This window comes from Pseudomonas pisciculturae (genome assembly GCF_015461805.1).
GTDB classification, from domain to species: Bacteria; Pseudomonadota; Gammaproteobacteria; order Pseudomonadales; family Pseudomonadaceae; genus Aquipseudomonas; species Aquipseudomonas pisciculturae.
In genome coordinates, this window is the sequence record NZ_JACVZE010000007.1 from 378,507 (window position 1) to 395,588 (window position 17,082).

Genomic DNA, 17,082 nt, shown 5'->3' on the forward strand with positions numbered 1-17,082 from the left:
ATTTGAATCTCCACCGGTAATAAAATTTCTAATAACAACGAGGACCACCCGTGGAGCAAGAAGCCTGGCAGGTATTGATTGTTGAAGACGACCAGCGACTCGCCGAGTTGACCCGCGACTATCTGGAGAGCAATGGCCTGCGGGTATCGATCGAAGGCGACGGCGCGTTGGCTGCCGCACGCATCATCGCCGAGCAGCCAGACCTGGTCATCCTCGACCTGATGCTGCCCGGCGAAGACGGCCTGAGCATCTGCCGCAAGGTGCGCGAACGCTATGACGGCGTGATCCTGATGCTCACCGCCCGTACCGACGACATGGACCAGGTGCAGGGACTGGACTTGGGCGCCGACGACTACGTGTGCAAACCCGTGCGCCCGCGCCTCTTATTGGCGCGCATCCAGGCCTTGCTGCGGCGCAGTGAGCCCGCCGAAGCGCCAGCCGTAGAAAGCCTGCGCCGCCTGCAATTCGGCCCCCTGGTGGTAGACAACGCCCTGCGCGAAGCCTGGCTGCACGAGGGCGGTATCGAGCTGACCAGCGCCGAATTCGACCTGTTGTGGCTGTTGGTGGCGAACGCGGGGCGCATTCTGTCCCGCGAAGAAATCTTCATCGCCCTGCGCGGTATCGGCTATGACGGCCAGGACCGCTCCATTGATGTGCGCATTTCACGTATTCGCCCCAAGATCGGCGACGACCCTATCCACCCGCGCCTGATCAAGACCATCCGCAGCAAAGGCTACCTGTTCGTCCCCGAAGCTTGTGCCGACATGCCGCTGTGAATTCAATCTTCCTGCGTATCTATGGCGGCATGTGTGCGGCGCTTATTCTGGTGGCCCTGCTGGGGGTGCTGGCCCTGCATCTGCTCAACGAGGTGCGCAGCGGCCAGTACCGCGAGCGCCTGGCCCACGGCACCTTCGCCTTGATGGGCGACAACCTTCAGCCCATGAGCCCTATCGAGCGCCAGCGTGCCCTGGCGGTGTGGGAGCGCCTGCTGGGCATTCCCCTGGAGCTGCGCACCCTGAGCGACGCTCAGTTGGACCTTGGCCAGCGCAACCGCCTGCAACGTGGCCAGGTGCTGGTGGAGCAGACCGGGCCCCATGCGGCGCGCGTCTTGCGTTTGGTCAGTGAGAGAGAGCAACTGGTGCTCACGGGAGAGGTGCAGCAGATCAGCGAGCAACTGGCCCGAGCCACTATTTACCTGTTGGCCGATGAGCTGGTGCGCTTCCCGGTGGCCGAGCAACCGCAACGGTTGGCAGACATAAAGGAAGCCAAAGGTTTTGGCTTCGAAATGCACCTGATGACCCTGGATCAGGCGGACATGGATGAAGACCAGCGTCGCCGCGTATCCGAAGGCGACACGGTGATGGCTCTGGGCAAGGGCGGCGATTCGATCCGGGTGTTTGCCGGCATGGTCGGCACACCCTGGGTGCTGGAAATCGGCCCGCTGTTTCAAATGAACCCGTACCCGGCGCAATGGCTGATTCTGATCGCGCTGATCGGCCTGACCCTGATTGGCCTGATCGTCTATTTGCTGGTGCGTCAACTGGAGCGGCGCCTCAAAGGCCTGGAAGCCGCCGCCACGCGCATCGCCAAGGGCAACCTCGAAGTGCGTGTGCCGGCCCGTGGCGCGGACTCCGTTGGGCGCCTGGCCGCGGCGTTCAATGGCATGGCCGAGCACTTGCAGCAATTGCTGGCGATCCAGCGCGAACTGGTGCGTGCGGTGTCGCACGAGCTGCGCACCCCGGTGGCGCGCCTGCGCTTCGGCCTGGAGATGATCGGCAGCGCCGCCACCCCCGAAGCCCGACACAAATATATGGACGGCATGGACAGCGATATCCAGGACCTCGACGGCCTGGTGGACGAAATGCTCACCTACGCCCGCCTTGAGCAAGGCGCGCCGGCGCTGAACTTTCAGCGGGTTGACCTCGATGCACTGCTTGATCAAGTGATCGACGAGTTGTCGCCATTGCGCCCGCAGGTCACGGTAGCCCGTGGTATCTGCCTGTCGTCGGCGCATTGGGATGACGCTTGGGTCGACGCAGAACCGCGCTACCTGCACCGCGCCCTGCAAAACCTGGTGAGCAACGCGATGCGTCACGCTCAAGGGCAGGTGTTGATCAGTTATCAGGTGGGGCAGGTGCGTTGCCGCATCGACGTGGAAGATGACGGCCCCGGCGTGCCGGAAAGTGCCTGGGAGCGGATCTTTACGCCGTTCCTGCGTCTGGACGACAGCCGCACCCGTGCTTCCGGCGGGCATGGCCTGGGGTTGTCGATTGTGCGGCGGATTGTCCATTGGCATGGCGGGCGGGCGTTGATTGGCAAGAGCAATAACCTTGGCGGGGCTTGCTTTAGCCTGAGCTGGCCTCGGGATCAGGAGAAACCCTGACACCGCTATCGTAGGCAAGCCAGCTCCCACATTCGACTGCATTTCAACGTTGGAATGCAGTCAACTGTGGGAGGGGCGGTGCGACGATTCGACTTGCCCCCGATAGCGGTAGTTCAGGCGCTGATGGCTACCAGGCTCAACAACTGCCCGCCACTCACCGCAAACTGCCCAGCCAACTCAGTGCCATGGTTCCACTCGCTGGAAAGGTCTGTCAGCAGCCGCAACCGCACAGCCCCCGTCTCAGACCACTCCAACACTTCGGCATGTTCAAAATAGAAACGCTTGTGCACGATCGGATACAGCGCCTTGAACAGGCTCTCCTTGACCGAAAACGTCAACGTCACCAACAGCGCAATTTGCTCACGCGGTATCAAGGCTAGGCGCTGCATTTCATCCGCGGTCAAAATCTCCCCCGCCAGCCGCTCCGCCCTCTCCAAGCTCAGCACATTCTCCAAATCCATCCCCAGCCCACGCCACTGCGCCTTGTGCCCGACAATCGCAGCCGCATGCCCAGTGCTGTGGGTGATCGAACCGCTGATATGCCCGGGCCATACGGGCGCACGGTCTTCGCCGATGGCGGGGATGCAATCAAGCTGGTCAAGTTGTTGCAGGGCGGCGCGGGCACACAGACGGCCGGCCAGGAACTCTGCCTGACGCTTGGCCACCGAACGCTGGATGCTGGCCGGTGGCGGTACCGCGCAACGCTGGAAATCACCCGCTGTTAGTAAGGCCGGGTCGAAACGGGTGCTGAGAAACACCGTGCCCGGCAAGGGTTCGGGCAACGGCCAATGGGCATCGAGTGGGGTGCAGCAAGCGGGTAGGGGATTCATGGGCGGTATTTTGCCCAGTTGCTGTGCCAGAGGATAGCCCGCAACTGTTCAGGGGGAGTTCAGGGGCAACTGGGTAGTCTGGCCACAACAGCCAAACGCGTAGAGGCAAGCACCATGACTGCGATCAAAAAGCTGATGTTGGCGTTAACCATGCTCAGTGCTACTGCTGGGGCCCAGGCGTCCGATAGTGATTTCGCTGCCTTCGGCAATCAAAAAACCAAGAAATCCAGCACCTTGATCCAGCGTGTCAGTTTCGAAGAGGCCGGCAGCCCATCGACGCCCTGGGGCCAGTCTTTGGGCTTTACAGCCCCGCAACCCGCCTACCGCGCCGGTTATGAACACCTGACGGGCCAGTACAACGGTATTAAATTACGCCAGCAAGATTTGCAGGGCCGCTATGATATCCCCCTGTCGGACAGTTGATTTGCTTTGGAGAGCCTTATGAAATTGCTGGTGGTGGAAGATGAGGCGCTGCTGCGTCATCACCTGTATACCCGCCTGACCGACAGCGGGCATGTGGTCGAGGCCGTGGCCAATGCCGAAGAGGCGCTGTACCAGACGGGTCAATTCAACCACGACCTGGCGATCATCGACCTGGGCCTGCCCGGCATGGGTGGGCTGGACCTGATCCGCCAACTGCGCAGCCAGGCCAAGACGTTTCCGATCCTGATCCTCACCGCGCGCGGCAACTGGCAGGACAAGGTCGAAGGCCTGGCCGCCGGCGCCGACGATTACGTGGTCAAACCGTTCCAGTTCGAAGAGCTGGAGGCGCGGATGAACGCTCTGTTGCGCCGTTCCAGCGGCTTTACCCAATCGACCATCGTGGCCGGGCCTTTGCTGCTGGACCTCAATCGCAAACAAGCCTCCCTCGACGAGCAACCGCTGGCACTGACGGCCTACGAATACCGCATCCTCGAATACCTGATGCGCCATCACCAGCAAGTGGTCGCGAAGGATCGCTTGATGGAACAGCTCTACCCCGACGACGACGAGCGCGACCCGAATGTCATCGAAGTGTTGGTAGGCCGTCTGCGCCGCAAACTGGAAGGCCCCGCCGGGTTTAAGCCAATCGACACTGTGCGCGGCCTGGGTTACCTGTTCAATGAGCGCTGCCGTTGATTCGCTCGCTGCGCGTGCGCTTGATGCTGGCGGCCGCCACCTTGGCCGTGCTGTTTATGCTCGGTCTGTTACCGGCGATGCAAGGCGCTTTCAGCCTGGCGTTGCAGGACTCCATCGAGCAACGGCTGGCGTCGGACGTCACCACGTTGATTTCGGCGGCGCGGGTAGAAAACAACCGCCTGCAGATGCCGGCGCAATTACCGGATGAGCGTTTCAACCTCGCCGACAGCCGACTGCTGGGCTATATCTACGATCGCGAGGGCCGCCTGGTGTGGCGCTCGCGGGCAACCAAAGAAGAAAACATCAACTACAAACCGCGTTACGACGGGCGCGGTAATGAGTTCGCACGGATTCGCGAGGCCAACGGTCAGGAGTTCTTCGTCTATGACGTCGAGGTCAAGCTGCTGGGAGGCAAGAGCGCGGCGTTCAGTATCGTCGCTCTGCAACCGGTGCGCGAATACCAGCTGACCCTCGAAGGCTTGCGCGAGAACCTCTACCTGGGCTTCGGCGCGGCCTTGTTGGTGCTGCTGACCTTGCTGTGGCTGGGCCTGACTTGGGGCCTGCAAGCCCTGCGACGCCTGAGCCAGGAGTTGGACCAGATCGAAGGTGGCACCCGCGAAAGCCTCACCGAGCAACACCCCCGCGAACTGCTGCGCCTCACGGGTTCCCTCAACCGCCTGTTGGCCAGTGAACGCGAGCAACGGGCGCGCTACCGCGATTCCCTCGACGACCTGGCCCATAGCCTGAAAACCCCGCTCGCGGTGTTGCAAGGCGTGAGCGAAGACATGGCCCAGCGCCCCGAAGACCGCGACCAGGCCTGGGTGCTGCAATCGCAGATCGAGCGCATGAGCCAGCAGATCAGCTATCAGTTGCAGCGCGCCAGCCTGCGCAAAAGCGGCCTGGTGCGCCACCAGGTACGCTTGGAACCTGTGCTGCAAAGCCTGTGCGACACGCTGGACAAGGTCTACCGCGACAAGCGCGTCACCGTGACCTTTGAATTGCCGCCAAAGTGCGATGTGCCTATCGAGAAGGGCGCGTTGCTGGAAATGCTCGGTAACTTGTTGGAAAACGCCTATCGCCTGTGCCTGAGCGAGGTTCGCATCAGCCTGAGTGAAAGCCTTGAAGGCACTGAACTGTGTATCGAAGATGACGGCCCAGGTGTGCCACCGGACCAGCGTGCGCGCATTTTGCAAAGGGGCGAGCGGTTGGACCGTCAGCATCCGGGGCAGGGGATCGGGCTGGCGGTGGTCAAGGACATTATCGAAAGCTACGGGGCGCGGCTGACCTTGGGGGATTCGCCATTGGGTGGGGCGGCGTTCAAGATTCACTTTCCGGCCTTGTGATCTCTATTGGCTGTACTGGCCTTATCGGGGGCAAGCCCCCTCCCACACTGAATGGGTTCACACGTCAAAATAGGTGTGAACCCGATCAAAATGTGGGAGGGGGCTTGCCCCCGATGAGGCCAGCACATTCACAGCATCTCTAACTTTCTTGTGCCCTGTAAGCCCCGGGCGTCACCCCCGTCCACTTCTTGAACGCCCGATGAAACGCCGACGGCTCAGAAAACCCCAACTGCTCGGCAATCTCCTGCAACGCCAAATTCCCCCGGCCCAAATGATAAATGGCGATGTCCCGCCGCAGCTCGTCCTTGAGCGCTTGAAAACTGGTGCCTTCCTCCCGCAGGTGCCGGCGCAGGGTCTGCGGGCTGATGTGCAGGTGCTTGGCCACAGCCTCCAGATCGGGCCAGGGCGTGCGGTCACGGCTTAGCAGGCGACGCAATTGGCTGCTCAGGCTGTCGCCTTCATCCGGTCGAGACAACAGGTCGGCGGGTGAGCGTTGCAGAAAGTGCTTGAGGGTGCGTTCGTCCTGCAGCAGCGGCAGGCTCAGGTAGCGGGCGGGGAACACCAGGCTGCTGTTCGGTGCGCCGAACACCTGGGGGCAGGGGAATAGCAGGTCGTATTCGCCAGCATGGGCCGGCATCGGGTAGCTGAAGCTGGCTTGGTGCAGACGAATGCGCTGGCCGATCAGCCAACTGCCGAGGCGATGCCAGATCACCAGCAGGCACTCGCTGAGAAAGTGATCCGGGTCCCAGAGTTGGGAATCGTCCAGGCTCAAGCGGGCCATATCGCCCTCTCTTGTCAGCTGCCAGCGCGGGCCTTGCGGGAATAAGCTATAAAACAATAAGCCGCGTTCCAGAGCCTTCTCCAGGGTGCGGCAGTGGATCAGCGCGTGGCACATCATGGCGAAGGTGCCACGTTTGCTTCGGGCCTCGGCGAACCCCAGGTATTCATCGTCCAGTGCCAGCCAGAGCATCTGCAACAGCCGGGTAAATTGCTCCGGTGCGATGCGGGCGCGCGGTTCGCTCAACAGCTCTGGGGTGATTCCCAACTGTTGCAGCAAGCCTGAAGAGTCATAGCCCGCCCGACGCGCACCGCCGAGGGCAGCACGGGCGTAGTGGCTGGCGATGGTACGTTCACGCATGCGGAGCCCTCGTCCATGAAGTGGCGAATGGTAGTCACCACCGGGCAGGGCGACAAGGCGGATATCCGCCAAATTGTAGGACGGGATTGGGTGAGTGGGCGGATATCCGCCACCTCGATTGGCGCGCTGAAAGGCGCTTCGAAACCTTGAGGCCTGATGCCTAAAGGCCTGTAGGGTTTTTCAGCAAAGTGGCACGGCGTTTGCGATAAGGACTACAGCGCAGGCCGGTTTCCATAGGTCTCGCAAACAACAAATCCCTCCAGTGCAGGAGGGTTCGCAATTGAAGTGTCGTGGGCAATGGCGGATCTTTGCCACACGGGACGATTGAGGAATTTTGCAATGACGACTCGTCAGCCATTCTACAAAACCCTGTATTTCCAGGTGATCGTCGCAATTGTTATCGGTATTTTGCTCGGTCACTTTTACCCGCAGACCGGCGTGGCTCTCAAGCCACTGGGTGACGGCTTTATCAAGCTGATCAAAATGGTCATTGCCCCGATCATCTTCTGCACCGTTGTCAGCGGTATCGCTGGCATGCAGAGTATGAAATCGGTCGGCAAAACCGGCGGCTACGCGCTGCTGTACTTCGAAATCGTTTCCACTGTCGCGCTGCTGATCGGCCTGATCGTGGTCAACGTTGTGCAACCGGGCGCCGGCATGCACATCGACGTAGCCACCCTGGACGCCTCTAAAGTCGCGGCCTACGTGACTGCCGGTAAAGACCAGAGCATCGTTGGCTTTATCCTCAACGTTATCCCGAACACCATCGTCGGCGCTTTCGCCAACGGCGACATCCTGCAAGTGCTGATGTTCTCGGTGATCTTCGGTTTCGCCCTGCACCGCCTGGGTGCCTACGGCAAGCCGGTACTGGACTTCATCGATCGCTTCGCCCACGTGATGTTCAACATCATCAACATGATCATGAAGCTCGCGCCAATCGGTGCCCTGGGTGCCATGGCGTTCACCATCGGCGCCTACGGTGTAGGTTCCCTGGTGCAACTGGGCCAGTTGATGATCTGCTTCTACATCACCTGCCTGCTGTTCGTACTGGTGGTATTGGGCGGTATCTGCCGCGCTCACGGCTTCAGCGTGATCAAGCTGATCCGCTACATCCGTGAAGAGCTGCTGATCGTTCTGGGTACTTCTTCCTCCGAATCCGCACTGCCACGCATGCTGATCAAGATGGAGCGTCTGGGCGCGAAGAAATCCGTAGTAGGCCTGGTGATCCCAACCGGCTACTCCTTCAACCTCGACGGTACTTCGATCTACCTGACCATGGCTGCCGTGTTCATCGCTCAGGCGACCGACACACACATGGACATCACCCACCAGATCACCCTGCTGCTGGTGCTGCTGCTGTCCTCCAAAGGCGCCGCAGGCGTGACCGGTTCGGGCTTTATCGTACTGGCTGCCACCCTGTCGGCCGTAGGCCACCTGCCGGTTGCCGGCCTGGCGCTGATCCTGGGTATCGACCGCTTCATGTCCGAAGCCCGCGCACTGACCAACCTGGTGGGCAACGCCGTTGCTACCATCGTTGTGGCCAAGTGGGTCAAGGAACTGGACACCGACAAGCTGCAAAGCGAGCTGGCGTCTGGCGGTACCGGTATCTCGGAAACCCGCGAAATCGACGACCTGGGTGTGGCTGAAGGCCCTGCACCGGCTGTCAAGTAAGACGCTGATGGCGTGAACTGACGCCACAGCAACTCACAAACGCCCCGACTTGTTCGGGGCGTTTGCGTTTCTGGCGATCTTTTGTTTTACAGTGAGTGAATCGGCTATGGGTGGAAACGCTTGCAGGAGGTCTTGTGGACAGTGTGGATCTGAATGTCCTGCGCAGCGTGCTCGAATGGCGCCGCGCCGGGCAGCGAGTGGTGTTGTACAGCGTGGTCCAGACCTGGGGTAGCGCGCCACGCCCGCCGGGGGCGATGCTGGCCTTGCGTGGCGATGGGGTGGTGATTGGCTCGGTGTCAGGTGGTTGCATCGAGGACGACTTGATCGCCCGCCTGCACGACGGTCGGCTGCCTGAAGACGGGCCGCCGGTGCAGCTGGTGACCTATGGCGTTACCCGCGATGAGGCGGCGCGGTTCGGCTTGCCGTGCGGCGGTACTCTGCGCCTGACAGAAGAGCGGGTCGACGATTGGGAGTGGGTGTCGCAACTGCTGGCACGCTGTGAAGATCATCAGATCGTCGCGCGTGAGTTGGACCTGGCCAGCGGAGCAGTCACGTTAAGCGCAGCCAGCAAGGATGATGTGGTCACCTTCGACGGCGAACGCCTGCGGGCGATCTATGGGCCGCGCTGGCGCCTGCTATTGATCGGTGCCGGGCAGTTGTCACGCTACGTGGCAGAAATGGCGCGCTTGTTGGATTTCGAAGTGTTGATCTGCGACCCGCGCCTAGAGTTCGTCTACGGCTGGGAAGAACAGCACGGCCGGTTTGTGCCGGGCATGCCCGATGAGGCGGTGCTGAATATCCAGACCGACGAACGCACGGCCATCGTCTGCCTGACCCACGACCCGCGCCTGGATGATATGGCGTTACTGACGGCGTTGAATTCGTCGGCGTTCTATATCGGCGCGCTGGGTTCGCGGGTTAACAGTCAGAAACGCCGGGAGACCCTGGCAGCGCTGGAGTTGTCGCCGGAAGCGATTGCGCGTTTGCACGGGCCGATTGGTTTGCATATCGGTAGCCACACCCCGGCGGAAATTGCCTTGTCATTGATGGCAGAAATTGTTGCGATCAAAAATGGTGTGGCGCAGTGAATGTGGCGGCGATTGTGCTGGCGGCGGGGCAGGGCAGTCGCTTTCGTGCTGAAGCAGGGGCTGATCAGGACAAACTGCTGGCCGAGTGCGTAGGCCTGGATGGTGTGGCGCGGCCAGTGATTGAGCAGGTGCTAAGGAATTTGCCTACGGGCGTTACAAGGCGCTGGCTGGTGACGTCGCCGGAGCGTACGACGGTCATTCGTCTGGCTCGGGAATATGGATGTGAAGTTTTGCTGCTGCGCTCGGCCGGGATGGGTGACAGCCTCGCGGCGGCGGTGGCGGCCAGTGGTCCGGCAGATGGCTGGTTGGTGGTGCTGGGGGATATGCCGTTTATTCGGTTGTCGAGTATTGAACGGGTGATTGAGGGGTTGAGCGAGGATGGCATCAGTGCGCCGGTGCAGGAGGGGCAGTATGGGCATCCGGTGGCGTTTGGCCAGGCTTTTGGGGCTCGGCTGATGGCGTTGACCGGTGATCGTGGAGCCAAGCCGTTGTTCGCTCAGGCGGTGGTGAGTGAGGTCGTAGTTGATGATCCCGGTGTGCTGTGGGATATCGACCTGCCACATTCCTTGGACTTCAAGCAGGACTAAATGTGGGAGGGGGCTTGCTCCCGATAGCGGCGGGTCAGTTGAAATATGCGCCAACTGATACTCTGCTATCGGGAGCAAGCCCCCTCCCACATGGGAACTGCGGCATTTTTCAGAATGCATAAAAAAGCCCCGCCTGATCACTCAGGCGGGGCTTTTTAGTTGCTGCGCGAGGGGTTTAGTCTCGTGCTTCAGCTTCCTGTGCAGCGGCGGCTGCGGCAGCTTCGGCTTCCTTGCGACGACGACGCACTTCACGTGGGTCATTCGGTGCACGGCCGTTTTCGGTCAGGGCGCTGGCCGGTGCGGCTTCAACCACGGGCGCAGCCACTTCGGCAACAACCGGTGCTTCAACCACTGGCGCAGGCTCGACGATTGGGGCTGGTTCAACCACTGGGGTTGGTTCGGCAACAATCACTTCGGCAACCGGTGCTGGCGCTTCTTCGACGACAGGGGTAGGTGCTGGTGCTTCAACCGGAGCGGCTGGCTCGGCAGTCCATTGGAAAGCGGTTTGTTCTTCACGAACTTCACGCACTTCTGGAGCTGCTTCAACAACCTGAGTTTCAACCACGGGCTCAGGCGCTACCACCGGTGCAGGCTCAATGGCGGCCACTTCAACTTCTGGCTGGGCTTCTTGAACCTGGGCAACTTCCACTTCCGGAACAACCGGCGCTTCGATTGGGGTGATGGCTTCTACAGCAGGGGCTTCAACCACCGGTGCTTCAACGGCTGGTGCTTCAACAACGACTGCTTCAACGACTGGCGTCTCGGCAACAGGTGTTTGCACAGCAGCGGTTTCTTCGACGGCAGCGGTAGCACGTTCAGCTTGCTCGTGAGCCTGGGCTTGCGCAGGAGCGCTGATGACCGAGCTGGCAACGGCGGCGGTAACGGCCAGGCCGGCAGCCAGTTCGGCGCCAGTCGGTTCGTCGGTTGCGGCTTCTGCGTTTTCGCCGGTCTCTTCCGAGCCTTCGATCACGTTGCCGTTGGCATCGCGTTGACGCTCACGACGGTTGCTGCGACGACGCTGGCCACGGGAGCGGCGACGTGGGCGATCGCCTTCGGCGCCGTCCTGACCGTCTTCCTGCAGTTGCTCTTCAGCGGTCAGCACTTCTTCTTCATCGCCGGCGGCAGCGGCTTGCTCGGCACGTGGTTGGCGTTCTTCACGCGGGGCGCGTGGTTGACGCTCCTCACGCGGTGCACGCTCTTCACGCGGCTGGCGAGCCGGGCGTTCTTCAGCAACAACGGCGGCACCGGCAACAGCAGGCGCTGCGTCCAATGGCTCGCGCAGTTCACGCACGCGTTCTTCACGTTCGCCGCGCGGTTTGCGATCTTCACGCGGTGCACGTGGAGCACGTGGTGCGCGTTCTTCACGCGGTGCACGTTCTTCGCGGGCTACGGCCGGGGTTTCTTCACGGGCTTCGCGAGGTGCACGTTCTTCACGCGGTGCGCGTTCTTCACGTGGGGCACGCTCTTCGCGCGGCTTGCGTTCTTCATCACGGCGACCGTTACGGTTGCGGCTCTGCTGGCGACCGTTGCGACGCTCTTCGTTACGTGCCGGGCGTTCGGTGGCAGGTTTTTCAACCACAACCGGAGCAGCAGGCTCTTCCTTGGTAGCGAACAGGCTGACCAGCGACTTCACCAGGCCCTTGAACAGGCTTGGCTCAGGCAGGGCGGCCGGGGCGGCAACTGGCGCTGCAACTTCGGTCGGAACCGGTGCGTTGGCACGGGCCGGCGCGGTCTTCACGGCAGCTTCCTGGCGAACCAGGGTGCGGGTCGCGGCGGCTGGCTGGACTTCTTCCACTTCGGCAGCGGCAGCAGCGATTTCGTAGCTGGACTGGCCGCTATGGGCTTCCGGGCTGTCATCACGCAGGCGCTGTACTTCGAAGTGCGGCGTCTCGAGGTGATCGTTCGGCAGGATCACGATACGGGCACGGGTGCGCAGTTCGATCTTGGTGATCGAGTTGCGTTTTTCGTTGAGCAGGAAGGCTGCAACCGGGATCGGCACTTGCGCGCGGACTTCAGCGGTGCGGTCTTTCAGGGCTTCTTCTTCGATCAGGCGCAGGATCGCCAGCGACAGCGATTCAACGTCACGGATGATGCCGGTGCCGTTGCAACGCGGGCAGACGATGCCGCTGCTTTCGCCCAGGGATGGACGCAGGCGCTGACGGGACATTTCCAGCAGGCCGAAGCGCGAGATGCGGCCAACTTGCACGCGGGCACGGTCAGCTTCCAGGCACTCGCGGACTTTCTCTTCCACGGCGCGCTGGTTCTTGGCAGGGGTCATGTCGATGAAGTCGATCACGATCAGGCCGCCGATATCACGCAGGCGCAGCTGGCGGGCGATTTCTTCAGCCGCTTCCAGGTTGGTCTGCAGGGCGGTTTCTTCGATGTCGCTACCTTTCGTGGCGCGCGCCGAGTTGATGTCGATAGACACCAGGGCTTCGGTCGGGTCGATCACGATGGAACCACCGGAAGGCAGTTCGACCACGCGCTGGAAGGCGGTCTCGATCTGGCTTTCGATCTGGAAACGGTTGAACAGCGGCACGCTGTCTTCGTACAGCTTGATCTTGCTGGCGTACTGCGGCATCACCTGGCGGATGAAGGTCAGGGCTTCGTCCTGGGCTTCAACGCTGTCGATCAGCACTTCGCCGATGTCCTGGCGCAGGTAGTCGCGGATGGCGCGGATGATCACGTTGCTTTCCTGATAGATCAGGAACGGCGCGGAACGATCCAGGGAGGCCTCTTTGATGGCGGTCCACAGTTGCAGCAGGTAGTCGAGGTCCCACTGCATTTCTTCGCTGCTGCGGCCCAGGCCAGCAGTACGAACGATCAGGCCCATGTCAGCCGGTGCGATCAGGCCGTTCAGCGCTTCACGCAGTTCGTTGCGCTCTTCGCCTTCGATGCGACGGGAAATACCGCCGGCACGTGGGTTGTTTGGCATCAGCACCAGGTAACGGCCAGCCAGGCTGATGAAGGTGGTCAGGGCTGCGCCCTTGTTGCCACGTTCTTCTTTTTCGACCTGAACGATGACTTCCTGGCCTTCGCTCAGGACGTCCTTGATGTTCACGCGGCCTTCAGGGGCTTTCTTGAAGTATTCGCGGGAGATTTCTTTGAGGGGCAGGAAGCCGTGGCGCTCGGAGCCGAAATCGACAAAGGCAGCCTCAAGGCTTGGTTCGATGCGAGTGATCTTGCCTTTATAGATGTTGGCTTTTTTCTGCTCGCGTGCACCGGACTCGATGTCCAGATCGTAAAGGCGCTGGCCATCTACCAGTGCAACACGCAACTCTTCGGGTTGAGTTGCGTTAATCAGCATTCTTTTCATGTTGTACCGTCGGTTTCCGGGCTGCCGGAAACGGCGTTCGGCACACACGACTTCTCACGGTCGGTGTCAGGTGCGTCAAGAGTGGTTGGCCACTCCAGTGTCCAGCAAATACAAGCCAATTGGGCCGGTATCGCGACGGACGCGTCCTGCTTGTTAGCGGTGGTGACAAAGGCACCACTTCAACAAAAGCTAAGGTCAGGAGGAGGAATCAACCGGCGACTGTGGACGAGATGAAGCGTCTAAATATAAGCCTAGTGCTACACGGTCCGACGGTTGTGCATCTCCACCCTACACGTATCCCTGATAATTCGGGTGCTGCCGCGCGCAGAATCCGCAGCGGGTTGGCATTTACCGTGTTCTCCAATGGGGAGAGCACGCTCATGGCTAAACAAGACTGAGTGTGGGCGACTGCGCTCGCACTCAGCTCTTAACAGGCGTTGTTTCCGAAGCATTCGCCATGGTCTGGCTCAAGACTGACTGCACTTTGTGAACTGGCCGTAAATATCGGCGCAAAACGCGAGTATTCACTCTGCTTTTTGCACTCGCTTCAGGCCTCATGTCACCTGCGCTCGTTACAATCCTGAGCCTTCCAAGGTGGCGAAAGCCCCGTAGGACGGCCTCGCGTCCTGATGAATTGCGATGGTCAGGGCCGGCTGTGTGCCGCATGTCCTCTGGCCAGGCCGCTTTTGGCGGCGTTCGCGACTATAGCAGCAATGATTAAGTGCTTCAATTCCATAAAAAATTGTTATCATCGCCGCCATGACGACTACCGCCCCCCAGACCCCCAGCGTCCAGCTGCTTGAGGTCTCGCCGGAATATGCCGGCCAACGCATCGATAATTTTCTCCTGGCCAGGCTCAAAGGCGTGCCCAAGACCTTGATTTACCGCATCTTGCGTAAAGGTGAAGTGCGGGTGAACAAGGGCCGGATCAAGCCCGAGTACAAGTTGCAGGCGGGCGATATCGTTCGTGTGCCGCCGGTTCGCGTGCCTGAGCGTGATGAGCCCGTGCCTTTGGCCCAAGGCTTGTTGCAGCGCCTGGAAGCCTCGATTGTCTTCGAAGACAACAAGCTGATCGTGATCAACAAGCCGTGCGGCATTGCGGTTCACGGTGGCAGCGGCCTGAACTTTGGCGTGATCGAAGCCTTTCGTCAGTTGCGCCCGGATGCCAAGGAGCTGGAACTGGTCCATCGCCTTGATCGCGACACCTCCGGCCTGCTGATGATCGCCAAGAAACGCAGCATGTTGCGTCACTTGCACACCGCCTTGCGTGGCGACGGCGTGGACAAGCGCTACATGGCGCTGGTACGCGGCAACTGGGCCAGTTCCATCAAGAGCGTCCGTGCGCCGTTGCAGAAGAGCAACCTGCGTTCTGGCGAGCGCATGGTGGAAGTGGACGAGGAGGGCAAAGAAGCCCTGACCCTGTTCAAGGTACTGCGCCGCTTCGGCGACTTCGCCACCATGGTCGAGGCCAAACCGGTCACCGGGCGTACCCATCAGATTCGTGTGCACACGTTGCATGCGGGCCACTGCATTGCCGGCGATACCAAGTATGGCGATGAGGGTTTCTCCAAGGAAATCCGCGATCTGGGCGGCAAGCGTCTGTTCTTGCACGCCTACATGCTCACCGTGCCGCTGCCCGATGGCGGCGAATTGAAGTTGCAGGCCCCGGTCGATGAGATGTGGGCCAAGACCGTGGAGCGTTTGAGTGTCGCACCTTGATTACAAGCTGCTGATTTTCGATTGGGACGGCACCCTGGCCAACTCCATTGGCCGGATTGTTGAGTCGATGCACGCCGCGTCGACCCGTTCGGGTTACGCGCTGTGCACCGATCACGCGGTCAAGGGGATTATCGGCCTGGGTTTGCCTGAGGCGATTCGCACCCTGTACCCCGAGATCAGCGATGCCGAGCTGGTCACCTACCGTGATCACTACGCCGACCACTACATCGCCCTGGAGGCGACGCCTTCGCCGTTGTTTGAAGGGGTTGTGCAGGCCCTGGACGCCTTCCGTGCCGAGGGGTATCGCCTGGCCGTTGCTACCGGCAAGGCCCGTCGTGGCCTGGATCGGGTGCTCAAGGCGCACGGCTGGGAAGATTATTTCGACATTACCCGTGCCGCCGATGAAACCGCCAGCAAGCCGCACCCTCTGATGCTTGAGCAGATCATGGCCCATTGCGGCGTGTCGCCTCGCCAGGCGTTGATGGTAGGGGACGCTTCCTTTGACCTGATGATGGCGCGCAATGCTGGCATGGACAGCGTGGCAGTCAGCTATGGCGCCCAGTCCGCCGAGGCGTTGCAGCAATATGAGCCGCGCGTGACGATCGATCATTTTTCCGAATTGCAGGCCTGGCTTGGCCGGGCCTTATAAGTCTTTGTTGGGGTTAATGGCATGAGTGACGAGTGGAAAGCGCCCGAAAAGGCTGAAGGCGGTGATGACAAAAGCTGGAAGCTGCTGGAGAAGACCCTCCTGGCCAGCGTCCAGGAGCAGCGTCGTTCACGGCGTTGGGGGATTTTCTTCAAACTGCTGACCTTCACTTACCTGTTGATCATGCTGGCACTGTTCAGCCCATTGATGGACATGGAAAAAAGCGCGACCCGCAGCGCCAATTACACCGCGCTGATCGAAGTGCGCGGCGTAATCGCCGACAAAGAGCCCGCTAGCGCCGATAACATCGTCAGCAGCCTGCGCGCTGCGTTTGAAGACCCCAAGGTCAAAGGCGTGATCCTGCGCATCAACAGCCCAGGTGGCAGCCCGGTGCAATCGGGTTATGTGTATGACGAGATTCGTCGTCTGCGTGGCCTGCATCCGGATACCAAGCTGTATGCGGTGATTTCCGACCTGGGTGCCTCGGGTGCTTATTACATTGCCAGCGCCGCTGACCAGATCTATGCCGACAAGGCCAGCCTGGTGGGCTCCATTGGTGTGACTGCTGCTGGCTACGGGTTTGTCGGTGCCATGGAGAAGCTGGGGGTGGAGCGTCGTACCTACACCTCGGGTGAGCACAAGTCATTCCTTGACCCGTTCCAGCCGCAAAAGGCTGATGAAACCGCTTTCTGGCAGGGCGTGCTCGATACGACCCACCGCCAGTTCATCGCCAGCGTGAAGCAGGGGCGTGGGGATCGTCTGAAGGACAAGGATCACCCAGAGTTGTTTTCCGGTTTGGTGTGGTCGGGCGAGCAGGCGTTGCCGCTGGGGCTGATCGATGGTCTGGGCAGTGCAAGCCTGGTGGCGCGGGATGTGATCGGCGAGAAAGAGTTGGTGGACTTCACCGTGCAGGAATCGCCGTTTGACCGGTTCTCCAAGAAACTGGGTGCCAGTGTGGCGGAGAAGTTGGCGCTGTATATGGGTTTCCAAGGCCCGGCGCTGCGCTGAGATCTTGAGCCTGATGTAGATCAAAATGTGGGAGGGGGCTTGCCCCCGATTGCGGTGTGTCAGCTACAGGTGAGCTGGCTGATCCACCGTCATCGGGGGCAAGCCCCCTCCCACATTTGGTTTTCGGTGTGCTTTAAGGGATTTGCACGCCTTCGGACAGAAGCATGTCCACCAGTCGGATCAGCGGCAAACCCACCAGGCTGGTGGCATCCGGCCCTTCCGTGCTCTGGAACA

General features: G+C 60.8%; 14 protein-coding genes and 1 pseudogene. 11 read left to right on the forward strand and 4 right to left on the reverse strand.

What is annotated here, in order from left to right; translation table 11 throughout:
- Positions 1–50: 50 nt before the first annotated feature.
- Both ICY20_RS20815 and ICY20_RS20820 read left to right on the forward strand, forming a co-directional pair.
- Entirely contained in the window at positions 51–776 is a 726-nt protein-coding gene (locus ICY20_RS20815; protein ID WP_159961374.1) for a response regulator, read from the forward strand.
- Positions 773–2,383 (forward strand): ATP-binding protein, encoded by a 1,611-nt coding sequence (locus tag ICY20_RS20820; protein ID WP_159961376.1) that lies wholly within the window; start codon positions 773–775, stop codon positions 2,381–2,383. The genes ICY20_RS20815 and ICY20_RS20820 overlap by 4 nt, the downstream gene beginning before the upstream one ends.
- Positions 2,384–2,496: 113 nt before the next feature.
- Here the strand turns inward: ICY20_RS20820 and ICY20_RS20825 are convergent, their stop codons facing one another.
- Positions 2,497–3,213 carry a 4'-phosphopantetheinyl transferase family protein gene (locus tag ICY20_RS20825; RefSeq protein WP_159961378.1) on the reverse strand — a complete coding sequence of 239 codons (717 nt, stop codon included), beginning with the start codon at positions 3,211–3,213 and terminating at the stop codon, positions 2,497–2,499.
- Positions 3,214–3,327: 114 nt separating this feature from the next.
- Here ICY20_RS20825 and ICY20_RS20830 point away from each other — a divergent pair, with 114 nt between their 5' ends.
- Genes ICY20_RS20830 through ICY20_RS20840 form a run of 3 tightly spaced genes read left to right on the forward strand, consistent with a single transcriptional unit; the run spans position 3,328 to position 5,675 of the window.
- Positions 3,328–3,636, forward strand: coding sequence for a hypothetical protein (locus ICY20_RS20830; RefSeq protein WP_159961380.1), 309 nt, complete (start codon positions 3,328–3,330; stop codon positions 3,634–3,636).
- A gap of 18 nt (positions 3,637–3,654) precedes the next feature.
- Positions 3,655–4,332: a response regulator gene (locus ICY20_RS20835; RefSeq protein ID WP_159961382.1), complete on the forward strand. Its 678-nt coding sequence runs from the start codon at positions 3,655–3,657 to the stop codon at positions 4,330–4,332.
- The gene (locus tag ICY20_RS20840; protein WP_159961384.1) at positions 4,329–5,675 is read left to right on the forward strand and encodes an ATP-binding protein; all 1,347 of its coding nucleotides are present in this window, start codon (positions 4,329–4,331) and stop codon (positions 5,673–5,675) included. The genes ICY20_RS20835 and ICY20_RS20840 overlap by 4 nt, the downstream gene beginning before the upstream one ends.
- A gap of 139 nt (positions 5,676–5,814) precedes the next feature.
- On the opposite strand, the gene ICY20_RS20845 is transcribed toward ICY20_RS20840, so the two are convergent.
- Positions 5,815–6,813 carry an AraC family transcriptional regulator gene (locus ICY20_RS20845; protein ID WP_194938479.1) on the reverse strand — a complete coding sequence of 333 codons (999 nt, stop codon included), beginning with the start codon at positions 6,811–6,813 and terminating at the stop codon, positions 5,815–5,817.
- Between the two features lie 339 nt (positions 6,814–7,152).
- On the opposite strand from ICY20_RS20845, the gene ICY20_RS20850 reads away from it, so the two are divergent.
- The 3 genes from ICY20_RS20850 (at position 7,153) to ICY20_RS20860 (ending at position 10,159) form a co-directional block, all read left to right on the forward strand.
- Complete coding sequence (locus ICY20_RS20850; RefSeq protein ID WP_159961388.1) at positions 7,153–8,484, forward strand: dicarboxylate/amino acid:cation symporter; 1,332 nt, start codon at positions 7,153–7,155, stop codon at positions 8,482–8,484.
- A gap of 134 nt (positions 8,485–8,618) precedes the next feature.
- Positions 8,619–9,572, forward strand: a complete 954-nt coding sequence (locus ICY20_RS20855; RefSeq protein ID WP_194938480.1) for an XdhC family protein — start codon at positions 8,619–8,621, stop codon at positions 9,570–9,572.
- A complete protein-coding gene (locus ICY20_RS20860) occupies positions 9,569–10,159 on the forward strand; it encodes a nucleotidyltransferase family protein (RefSeq protein ID WP_159961392.1) in 591 nt (196 codons plus the stop codon). Before ICY20_RS20855 ends, ICY20_RS20860 begins: the two co-directional genes overlap by 4 nt.
- Before the next feature lie 175 nt (positions 10,160–10,334).
- On the opposite strand, the gene rne is transcribed toward ICY20_RS20860, so the two are convergent.
- Positions 10,335–13,475, reverse strand: coding sequence for a ribonuclease E (gene rne, locus ICY20_RS20865; RefSeq protein ID WP_159961394.1), 3,141 nt, complete (start codon positions 13,473–13,475; stop codon positions 10,335–10,337).
- Positions 13,476–14,234: 759 nt separating this feature from the next.
- Here rne and rluC point away from each other — a divergent pair.
- From rluC to ICY20_RS20880, 3 genes are read left to right on the forward strand one after another with little or no spacing between them, the layout of a single operon-like run.
- The gene (gene rluC / locus ICY20_RS20870; protein WP_015885439.1) at positions 14,235–15,194 is read left to right on the forward strand and encodes a 23S rRNA pseudouridine(955/2504/2580) synthase RluC; all 960 of its coding nucleotides are present in this window, start codon (positions 14,235–14,237) and stop codon (positions 15,192–15,194) included.
- Positions 15,181–15,843, forward strand: a complete 663-nt coding sequence (locus tag ICY20_RS20875; RefSeq protein ID WP_159961396.1) for an HAD-IA family hydrolase — start codon at positions 15,181–15,183, stop codon at positions 15,841–15,843. Before rluC ends, ICY20_RS20875 begins: the two co-directional genes overlap by 14 nt.
- A gap of 21 nt (positions 15,844–15,864) precedes the next feature.
- The gene (locus ICY20_RS20880; RefSeq protein ID WP_194938481.1) at positions 15,865–16,848 is read left to right on the forward strand and encodes a S49 family peptidase; all 984 of its coding nucleotides are present in this window, start codon (positions 15,865–15,867) and stop codon (positions 16,846–16,848) included.
- A gap of 133 nt (positions 16,849–16,981) precedes the next feature.
- On the opposite strand, the pseudogene ICY20_RS20885 reads toward ICY20_RS20880, so the two are convergent.
- Positions 16,982–17,082 (reverse strand): annotated as a pseudogene (locus ICY20_RS20885) (septum formation inhibitor Maf); the annotation flags it as partial.

Bases quoted from the DNA above. Each gene is read 5' to 3' on its own strand.
- ICY20_RS20825 (WP_159961378.1), bottom strand. From the start codon at position 3,213: ATGAATCCCCTACCCGCTTGCTGCACCCCACTCGATGCCCATTGGCCG.
- ICY20_RS20880 (WP_194938481.1), top strand. From the start codon at position 15,865: ATGAGTGACGAGTGGAAAGCGCCCGAAAAGGCTGAAGGCGGTGATGAC.
- ICY20_RS20830 (WP_159961380.1), top strand. From the start codon at position 3,328: ATGACTGCGATCAAAAAGCTGATGTTGGCGTTAACCATGCTCAGTGCT.
- ICY20_RS20850 (WP_159961388.1), top strand. From the start codon at position 7,153: ATGACGACTCGTCAGCCATTCTACAAAACCCTGTATTTCCAGGTGATC.
- ICY20_RS20835 (WP_159961382.1), top strand. From the start codon at position 3,655: ATGAAATTGCTGGTGGTGGAAGATGAGGCGCTGCTGCGTCATCACCTG.
- ICY20_RS20845 (WP_194938479.1), bottom strand. From the start codon at position 6,813: ATGCGTGAACGTACCATCGCCAGCCACTACGCCCGTGCTGCCCTCGGC.
- rluC (WP_015885439.1), top strand. From the start codon at position 14,235: ATGACGACTACCGCCCCCCAGACCCCCAGCGTCCAGCTGCTTGAGGTC.
- rne (WP_159961394.1), bottom strand. From the start codon at position 13,475: ATGAAAAGAATGCTGATTAACGCAACTCAACCCGAAGAGTTGCGTGTT.